The organism is Frankia sp. AiPs1 (assembly GCF_023716945.1).
Classification (GTDB): domain Bacteria; phylum Actinomycetota; class Actinomycetes; order Frankiales; family Frankiaceae; genus Frankia.
Window position 1 is genome coordinate 1 of sequence record NZ_JAMQQF010000287.1, and the last position, 7,383, is coordinate 7,383.

Below are 7,383 nucleotides of genomic sequence, written 5' to 3' on the forward strand. Positions count from 1 at the left end.
GAGCCGGCGCGGGCGCGGGTGCGGGCCGGCGCGGCCCGGCGGGTGCGTAGGACCTCCGCCGCCCGCTGCCACAGCAGCAGCGCCACGCCCAGGGTGAGCGCGCCGCGGGCGCTGATCGTGTAAAGCACGAGGCCACCCTCGTACTGCAGGATGCCGGCGACCAGGGCGAGCAGACCCAGCAGGGCCGCCGGATGGCGTCGGCGCCACAGCGCGCACTCCACTCGGGCGAGGAGCAGGCCGCCCAACCCGGCGAGAATGACCATCCAGGCCGGTCCGCCGATCGGCAGCAGCTCGCCGAGCTGGGTGGGGATCCGATCGAAGGCGCTGGTGATGCCGTAGGCGCCGGACAGGCGGACCTTCAGCGACCGGGACTCCAGGGCAGTGCCCAGCTTGCCGGGGGCGAGGAAACGCGGGATGGCGATCATCACGTCGTCTCGCAGTGTCACCGGGCCGATCGGCGGCGATCCGGCGCGGAGCTGGTGCAGAATGATCGACGGGTAGGAGTTGCCGTCCAGGCGGACCCCCAGGTCGCCGACGCCGTGCCGGCTGATCCCCCGCTCCGGTTGGGCGAGTGCGCCGGTGAGCGCCGCGACCCGTTCGCCGACGCCGGCCCCGGCGCCGAACACCTGCCGGCCGGCGTCGGCCCGCGCGCCGTAGATGACGAGGTAGGACAGCAGGATGAGGCCGCCCACCCAGGCCAGTTGCCGGCCCCGGACGGGGATTCCGGCGACGGCGAGCAGGTACAGCACGGCCACCGCGGAGATCGCCACCGGCAGCCGCTGACCGGCGAGGGTGTGCAGGGTGCACTGGACGGTGAGCACCAGGACGAGCCTGCGCCCGCGCGTGCGCACCAGCACCGCGAAGCTGGCCAGCGCGAGGCCGACGACGAGGAACTGGGTCGCGAACCCGCCGGCGAGGTACTGCCCGCCCGACTCGGCGCCGGGGTCCGTCCCGTCCGTCACCGCCCGCCCGGCGGCGGTCACGGCGACCGCGGCCACCGCGAAGATGACCAGGAATCGCCAGTCGTAGAAATCCGGCACGCCGGCCCGAAAGGATGGCCGGTCTGGCGCGTCGCGGGTCGCGATCCGATAGGTGCCGGCGAAGAAAAGAAGGGTGACGCCGACCAGAACTGCATAGCCGGCGATATCCGCATCGGTCGTCAGCAGTCGGTTGTCGCTGTACACCGGCGCGACCGCCTGGAGAATCTCGGTCGCTCCGTGATAGACGACGGCGGTGCCGACGAAAAGCAGACCGAGGCTCTTTTTGGTCTGCTGCCACCGCCGGTACACGAGGAGCAGGACGGCGAGCCCCTGCAACAGCAGTCCCAGGGCGAGCTCAGCCGACACCGATGACCTCTCATCCCCGTTCGCGTGCCTCTTCGGTGAAAACTGACGCTATGCTTTCCGGGCGGCGCCCGAGACGCCGCCGGACCTCGACGACTATAGCCGTCGAACGCGTCCGGAATGGAGCGGTGGCCGAAGGTCCGGTTTTCGGCGAGTCGGTGTAGGCTCGGCCCCTGCCGTCGGCACGGGCCTGATCGGCTGCGGCGATCCGGTTTGAGGCTCATTCGGAGGGTTCATCGGAATTCGTTGACATGCCGTCGATGTGGCCATCGGGGGGTGTCTCGCGGCCGGTTCCGGGATACCCTGGGACGCGTGGACCGGGTCGCCGAGCGTGCCGCGCTCCTGCAGCGCAGGGCGGAACTCTATCGGGCGGCCGCCGATCTTTTCGCCGATCTCGATCTGGCCGATATCTCCCTCCGGGACATCGGCGCCCACGCCGGGGTGGAACCGGTGGAGTCGGTCCGGGACTATCTTGCCGGGACGCTGGAGCCGGACGCCTGGGAGGTGCCTCTCTCCGAGCTCGTCAACGAGTTCTTCCGGATCATCAACAGCGCTGTGGCGACGGCGGGCCCGTCGGCGGTGGAAAGGCTGTCGGCGCTCGTCCGCGGCACCATGAGCTACTACCTTTGCTATCAGACGACCGCATTGTTGCTCCGTTATCGGACGATCATGCGGGTGGGGGACCGGTTCTCGATCGGCGAGCAGGTGGTCGAACGCGGCGCCAGCCAGCTTTTCGGCGAGATCATCCAGCAGGGGGTGCGCGAGGGCGTGTTCCGCACGCCCTTCCCGGCCGACGCGCGGCGCAGCATCGAGGCGGCCGGCACGGCCGCGCTGGAGTGGTACGACCGCACCGGCCCCGTCCAGCCCGACGAGTTGATCGAACGTTACGTGCGCATCTCGCTGGCCACCGTCGAGTTCACCGGCCTGCGCTGACCTAACGTCAGGCGGTGTCAGGCGGTGTCAGGCGGGTGTCCGCGGCCGGCCGAGGGTCATGATCTCGGGGGCGTGTCGCTGGGCCGGGACCTCCACGATGCGCTCGCCCGTCCGGTCGGGCATGACCAGCCCGACCGGCTCGCGGACAGGCATCGGTGCGTCCCCCCGCACCACGACCGTCGCGGCGAGCAGTTCGTCGAGCGCGGGCGCCGCCGCCGGATCCGTGGCCGCGGGCCCGGTGAACACGGCGCAGAGGAACCAACGCGGCCCGTCGATACCGACGATCCGGGCGGGAATGGGACCCGATCCGGCGTCGATCGGCAGATGCAGCTCGGGGCCGCGCGGCCCCGGCCGGCAGGCGTCCGGGTCGTCCGCCGCCATCGCGGCGAGCAGGTCGGCGCGAATGCCGGCCCACTGGTGCTGTCCTCGTGGTGCGGCCAGCACGGACAGCTCCAGGGCGGAGGAGCCGTCGGTCGCGACCAGCGCCGGCACCGGCCCGTCGAGTGACAGCCGGATCCAGGTGCCGGTCACGCGCGGGATCAGCAGCGCGCCGAAATCCGCCCGCTGCCGGCCGTCATCGGGCTGGGCGGCGATGTCGTGCGGCCCCGCGACGTCCGGCCGATCGGCGGAGTCCGGCCCGGCAGGGGAGTCCGGCCCGGCAGCGGAGTCCGGGCTGGGACCGGTCGGTGCGTCGGCGTCCCCGCGCGCGGTGCCGATCCGGCCGGACCCGCCGGCTCGCGTGGCATCGCGTCGTCGCCCGTGCATGAGTCGTCCACCAAGCACCGCCGACCACCTCCTGCCCGAAGCTTGTAGCGACCGGAGCGTGACGTCGGGTAGGCGCGCCGAGACTCTCGTGGCAACACCCCGTACCGGGTCCGGGAATCGGCCGCGTCCGCGACGACGATCGGGCCGGCCGGCCGAGCGCCTGGCCCGGGCGCAACGCGCTCGGCTTCGCCCTGATGGAGGTCAGGGACGCCCTGTCGGCGGCGGCAGCGGCGAGGCGACTCGCCCCGAACGGCGTGACCTGCCGGCCTAAATGCGTAACGGGATGGTCGAAACGCGGCGAGTCCGGGACCATCGGAGGCGTGTCAGTTCCCAACCAGAAAGCGTCGCTGCCCAAGTCCTGGACGGTCTCCGAGTCGTTGAGCGGGGGGATGAAGCTCCCGTTCGTCGTCGGCCTCGACGATTCGGACACCCCCTACGACGTCGTCGACGCGCTCGCGCTCGCTCCTTTCACGACCGGTGAACAGCCGTGGGCCCGCAGCGCGCGGGTGGATCGGCTCCGCCCCGGAGCGACCCTGTTGCCTTCCGGAGCGCGGGTGCTGCGCTCCGTCGTTGAAGAATCCCGGGACTCCCGGCTGGCCGTGGGGGAGGGCTGGACGGTGCGGTCCGTGCGCTGGCGCGGTGGCGGCGGTGAGGTCACCGTGACGGCGGTCAGCGAGCAGCTCGCCCGGGGCGTGCTCGAGGACGTACTGCGCTCGTCCGCGGCCGAGACCGGTTCGGACAGCTCTGTCAGCATGGGTTTCTGGTATCTGTCCGGCCAGCGTGGGCCGATCCGGACCAGCCGGCGGACCGCGACGACGAGATGGTCGTCGATCCGTGACAACTACGCGTCGGTGGCGCGGGACTCCCTCGACAAGCTGATGGCCATCCGCCGCGACAACGTGATCGGCCGGCTGATCCTGCTGCACGGGCCGGCCGGGACGGGCAAGACGACGGTGCTGCGCGCGCTGGCCAACGAATGGCGCTCCTGGTGCCAGGTCGACTGCGTGCTCGACCCGGAGGCGCTGTTCGCCGACCCGGCCTACCTGATGGAGGTCGCGATCGGCTTCGACGACGACGGCGACTCCGACAACGAGTCCGCCGACTCGGTCGACCTGGCTGACCTGGCCGACCTGGCCGGCTCGGCTCATTCGGCTGACTCCGCCGCCGACGGTATCGGCGCCGTCGACGCCGCCGCAGGCGGTGCGGCCGGCGGCGGGGACGGCGGCGAGGGTGCCCGAATGGGCCAACCCGCCGGGCGTCGCTGGCGGCTGCTGGTGATCGAGGACTGTGACGAGCTGATCCGCGGGGACGGCCGTGGCTCCGCCGGACAGCAGCTGTCCCGGCTGCTCAACCTCACCGACGGGCTCGTCGGCCAGGGCCGGGAGGTGCTCGTCGCGCTGACGACCAACGAGGACCTGTTCCGGCTGCATCCCGCCGTCGTGCGACCGGGCCGGTGCCTGGCCCAGATCGAGGTGGGTGCGCTGCCCCACGCCGAGGCCGTGTCCTGGCTCGGTTCCACCGACGGAGTCGGCTCGACGATGACGCTCGCGGAGCTGTTCGCCCTGCGCGACGGCCGCGGCCTGCCCCGTCCGTCCGGCGGTGACACCCGCCACGGCCTGTACCTGTGATCGGGCTGGGGGCGTCGCGCTGCCGAGGTGGCGCCCCCGGTCGCCGAACCGTCGGGTCCATGCGGCGGTCAGGGGCCGCATATCTGACCGGAGAGCTGTCGGCCGGTGACCGGAAGCTTGTCCGTCAGACCTTCGATCCCGACGGAGCGGCCCGGGCCGGGTTTCGGGTAGGGGCTGAGTATCTGCCCGGAGGAGTTCGCGACCCGTAGCGAATAGCTGCGGCCGGGCTCGACCACGACCTGCTTCGCCAGCTCTGCGGGCGGCGCGTGCACCGCGTCGATCTTCACCGTCGCAGCGCTGACCGCGATGCCGTTCTCACGGATCTCCACCTGGACGGGACCGGCGATGTGCCGGTCGGCAATGATCGAGTTGAAGCCCGTCTCGACGTGTACATGGGTGATGCGGAACCCCGGAGCGGCATCGAACTCCTGCTCGATGAATCCGCCAGGGTTGATGTCGACGGTGGCCGCACCGAGACCGCGGTTGGCATCCACCTGGTAGGGGCATAGGCGATAGTCCTGGCCCGCGGTCGGCTCCGGGTCGGGCGAGCGGGCGTCGGACCTGACTGCGGGGCGCAGCAGTGCGGCGCCCGCCGCGGCGAGCCCGGCGGCCCCGATGACCAGCCCCGCGAGCGCGATCAGCGCCACGAGCAGGATGGTGCGTGGCGCGGCCGGGCGTGATCCGCCGCTCGTCGCGCCGTCCCCGGCCGGATCCGCCTGCCCGGCCGCGGCAGTGGTTACGGATGCGTCGCCGCTTGCCCACGCGATCCGACTTCTCGCTCACGACGACCAACGTGCGCGGGGTGGTTCCTTCCCCACGCAGCAGCGGTCGATCCGTTGGGAGTTCCACGACCGGACGGCCGGGCAGGAACTCGACGTCGACGCCGAATTCCTCGCCTTTGCCGACGAGGGGCGTTTTCCGGACCTGCGTCCCGCGGATCAGGCCTGTTCCCCGGCGGGTGGGTGAACCCGGCGGCCGGAGGTGCCGGTACGAAGGGTCCGGTCTGGTCAGGTCCGCCACGCCTGGTCCACGCGGACCAGACGGCGCAGGGCGACGCGGGCCAGCGGTGCGTAGGCCAGCAGGACGGGCAGCGGCCCACGCAGCCGCAGCCAGGTGGAGGTGCCGCCGTCCAGGCAGGGATCGACGCCGTGGTCGAGGGCGAGGTGCAGCGGGCCGAGCGTTACCCGCCAGGACCAGGTCCGGGCCAGTTCGTCGACGGCGGTGACGACGAAGCCGGCCGCGGGCGGTAGGAAGGACCGCACCTCCCCGGTCATCCCGGGATGGATCCGGGTGTCCCCGCTGTCGACGCGCACGCCCACGACCTGCGGCGCCCACGTCGGCCAGCGGCCCGACTCGGCGTAGCGCTCCCAGCTCTCCGTCACCGGCGCCGGCCCCGACGCCTGGAGGAACAGTGCGGCCACGGCAGGCAACGTTAGTGGGCCGGCAAGCGTCCTTCACGGTGAGCGCCGGAGAGCCCGGCACCCGACGGGCCGGATCGTACCGAGCTACCCGCCGAATCCGGCTATCACCGCTAAGGTAAGCCGCAGTGGGGTCAACCGGTGCATTTCGGGTCGATAGCGGGTAGGGCAGGATCAGCGCGTCCGATTGCGCGGCCGGCGTGTCCGTATGTGCGGCTGCGTTCTCGGCGCGGCCGGGACGTCTCGGGTTGGAACGCGCCGACCTGGGGAAACGCTGCATTCGGCAACCTTGTGTTCAGCTTTGTGGGGAGTGATTGTGACGGCGGTGCGAAACGGACTCATCGCCGGGCAGCGGTCCGCCGAGGTGCGCCGCGCCTCGGCGATGCCGGTCCTGGCCAGCCGGGTGGATGCCACCGGCGAACAGGCCCGGCGCAATGCCGAGGGACACTGGCACGCCGTGACCGATCTGCAGGAGCGCCTGGCGGTCGCGGCCGTCGGCGGTTCGCAGCAGGCCCGGGCGCGGCACGTCGCCCGCGGCAAACTGCTGCCCCGGGACCGCGTCGACGCGTTGCTCGACCGCGGCAGTCCCTTCCTGGAGCTGTCCCCGCTCGCCGCGAACGGGCTGTACGACGATCCGGTGCCGGGGGCCGGCATCATCACCGGGATCGGCCGGATTGCTGGCCGGGAATGCGTGGTCGTCGCCAACGATGCCACCGTGAAGGGCGGTACCTACTACCCGCTGACGGTGAAGAAGCACCTGCGCGCCCAGGAGGTCGCGCTACACAATCGGCTGCCCTGCGTCTACCTGGTGGACTCGGGCGGCGCCTTCCTCCCCTTGCAGGATCAGGTGTTTCCGGACCGGGAGCATTTCGGCCGCATCTTCTTCAACCAGGCGCGGATGTCGTCGCTCGGCATCGCTCAGATCGCCGCGGTGCTGGGTTCCTGCACGGCCGGCGGTGCCTACGTCCCGGCGATGGCGGACGAGGCGGTCATCGTCCGCGACCAGGGGACGATCTTCCTGGGCGGTCCGCCGCTGGTGAAGGCGGCGACCGGGGAGGTGGTGACGGCCGAGGAGCTCGGCGGGGGTCTGCTGCATGCGCGCACCTCGGGGGTGACGGACCATCTGGCCGAGGACGACGCGCACGCCCTGCGGATCGTCCGGTCGATCGTGGCGAATCTGGCGCCACGCGCCCCCCGGCCGTGGGTGGTCGAGCCCGCCGAGGAGCCCGCGGTGGACCCGGCGGGGCTGTACGCGGCGGTGCCGACGGATTCGCGGACGCCGTATGACGTGCGGGA

8 protein-coding genes are annotated in these 7,383 nt (G+C 71.9%); 4 read left to right on the top strand and 4 right to left on the bottom strand.

Translation table 11 applies throughout. The annotated features are described in order from the left end of the window. Window positions 1-1,346: hypothetical protein (locus ND748_RS20805; protein ID WP_251747672.1), on the bottom strand; the 1,346-nt coding region annotated here is incomplete at its 3' end. 309 nt (window positions 1,347-1,655) lie between these two features. Between ND748_RS20805 and ND748_RS20810 the strand changes: the two genes are divergently transcribed. After that, a complete protein-coding gene (locus ND748_RS20810; protein WP_251747673.1) occupies window positions 1,656-2,276 on the top strand; it encodes a hypothetical protein in 621 nt (206 codons plus the stop codon). Between the two features lie 27 nt (window positions 2,277-2,303). Here the strand turns inward: ND748_RS20810 and ND748_RS20815 are convergent, their stop codons facing one another. Beyond that, window positions 2,304-3,059 carry a DUF3710 domain-containing protein gene (locus tag ND748_RS20815; RefSeq protein ID WP_251747674.1) on the bottom strand — a complete coding sequence of 252 codons (756 nt, stop codon included), beginning with the start codon at window positions 3,057-3,059 and terminating at the stop codon, window positions 2,304-2,306. Between the two features lie 302 nt (window positions 3,060-3,361). On the opposite strand from ND748_RS20815, the gene ND748_RS20820 reads away from it, so the two are divergent. Beyond that, a complete protein-coding gene (locus ND748_RS20820; RefSeq protein WP_251747675.1) occupies window positions 3,362-4,669 on the top strand; it encodes a DUF5925 domain-containing protein in 1,308 nt (435 codons plus the stop codon). A gap of 68 nt (window positions 4,670-4,737) precedes the next feature. On the opposite strand, the gene ND748_RS20825 is transcribed toward ND748_RS20820, so the two are convergent. Beyond that, the gene (locus tag ND748_RS20825; RefSeq protein WP_251747676.1) at window positions 4,738-5,316 is read right to left on the bottom strand and encodes a hypothetical protein; all 579 of its coding nucleotides are present in this window, start codon (window positions 5,314-5,316) and stop codon (window positions 4,738-4,740) included. Between the two features lie 7 nt (window positions 5,317-5,323). On the opposite strand from ND748_RS20825, the gene ND748_RS20830 reads away from it, so the two are divergent. After that, entirely contained in the window at window positions 5,324-5,635 is a 312-nt protein-coding gene (locus ND748_RS20830; RefSeq protein ID WP_251747677.1) for a hypothetical protein, read from the top strand. Between the two features lie 41 nt (window positions 5,636-5,676). On the opposite strand, the gene ND748_RS20835 is transcribed toward ND748_RS20830, so the two are convergent. Next, window positions 5,677-6,090 (bottom strand): SRPBCC family protein, encoded by a 414-nt coding sequence (locus ND748_RS20835; RefSeq protein ID WP_251747678.1) that lies wholly within the window; start codon window positions 6,088-6,090, stop codon window positions 5,677-5,679. A 379-nt stretch (window positions 6,091-6,469) separates the two neighbouring features. Here ND748_RS20835 and ND748_RS20840 point away from each other — a divergent pair. Beyond that, window positions 6,470-7,383: carboxyl transferase domain-containing protein (locus tag ND748_RS20840; protein WP_285902462.1), on the top strand; the 914-nt coding region annotated here is incomplete at its 3' end.